Consider the following 1543-nt stretch of genomic DNA (forward strand, 5'->3'; position numbering starts at 1 on the left):
TTTCTTTTTTACGGAGAGTTTGATCCTGGCTCAGGATGAACGCTGGCGGCGTGCTTAACACATGCAAGTCGAACGGTGAAGCCAAGCTTGCTTGGTGGATCAGTGGCGAACGGGTGAGTAACACGTGAGCAACCTGCCCTGGACTCTGGGATAAGCGCTGGAAACGGCGTCTAATACTGGATATGAGCTCTCATCGCATGGTGGGGGTTGGAAAGATTTTTTGGTCTGGGATGGGCTCGCGGCCTATCAGCTTGTTGGTGAGGTAATGGCTCACCAAGGCGTCGACGGGTAGCCGGCCTGAGAGGGTGACCGGCCACACTGGGACTGAGACACGGCCCAGACTCCTACGGGAGGCAGCAGTGGGGAATATTGCACAATGGGCGAAAGCCTGATGCAGCAACGCCGCGTGAGGGATGACGGCCTTCGGGTTGTAAACCTCTTTTAGCAGGGAAGAAGCGAAAGTGACGGTACCTGCAGAAAAAGCGCCGGCTAACTACGTGCCAGCAGCCGCGGTAATACGTAGGGCGCAAGCGTTATCCGGAATTATTGGGCGTAAAGAGCTCGTAGGCGGTTTGTCGCGTCTGCTGTGAAATCCCGAGGCTCAACCTCGGGCCTGCAGTGGGTACGGGCAGACTAGAGTGCGGTAGGGGAGATTGGAATTCCTGGTGTAGCGGTGGAATGCGCAGATATCAGGAGGAACACCGATGGCGAAGGCAGATCTCTGGGCCGTAACTGACGCTGAGGAGCGAAAGGGTGGGGAGCAAACAGGCTTAGATACCCTGGTAGTCCACCCCGTAAACGTTGGGAACTAGTTGTGGGGACCATTCCACGGTTTCCGTGACGCAGCTAACGCATTAAGTTCCCCGCCTGGGGAGTACGGCCGCAAGGCTAAAACTCAAAGGAATTGACGGGGACCCGCACAAGCGGCGGAGCATGCGGATTAATTCGATGCAACGCGAAGAACCTTACCAAGGCTTGACATACACCAGAACGGGCCAGAAATGGTCAACTCTTTGGACACTGGTGAACAGGTGGTGCATGGTTGTCGTCAGCTCGTGTCGTGAGATGTTGGGTTAAGTCCCGCAACGAGCGCAACCCTCGTTCTATGTTGCCAGCACGTAATGGTGGGAACTCATGGGATACTGCCGGGGTCAACTCGGAGGAAGGTGGGGATGACGTCAAATCATCATGCCCCTTATGTCTTGGGCTTCACGCATGCTACAATGGCCGGTACAAAGGGCTGCAATACCGTGAGGTGGAGCGAATCCCAAAAAGCCGGTCCCAGTTCGGATTGAGGTCTGCAACTCGACCTCATGAAGTCGGAGTCGCTAGTAATCGCAGATCAGCAACGCTGCGGTGAATACGTTCCCGGGTCTTGTACACACCGCCCGTCAAGTCATGAAAGTCGGTAACACCTGAAGCCGGTGGCCCAACCCTTGTGGAGGGAGCCGTCGAAGGTGGGATCGGTAATTAGGACTAAGTCGTAACAAGGTAGCCGTACCGGAAGGTGCGGCTGGATCACCTCCTTTCTAAGGAGCATCTG

1 rRNA gene is annotated in these 1543 nt (G+C 55.8%); it reads left to right on the forward strand.

Annotated features, from left to right (window positions below):
• The first annotated feature begins 7 nt into the window (after window positions 1–7).
• Window positions 8–1529, forward strand: a 16S ribosomal RNA gene (locus tag RWH44_RS16070).
• Window positions 1530–1543: the final 14 nt, after the last annotated feature.

It is taken from the genome of Microbacterium phycohabitans, from assembly GCF_032464935.1.
Taxonomy (GTDB): domain Bacteria; phylum Actinomycetota; class Actinomycetes; order Actinomycetales; family Microbacteriaceae; genus Microbacterium; species Microbacterium phycohabitans.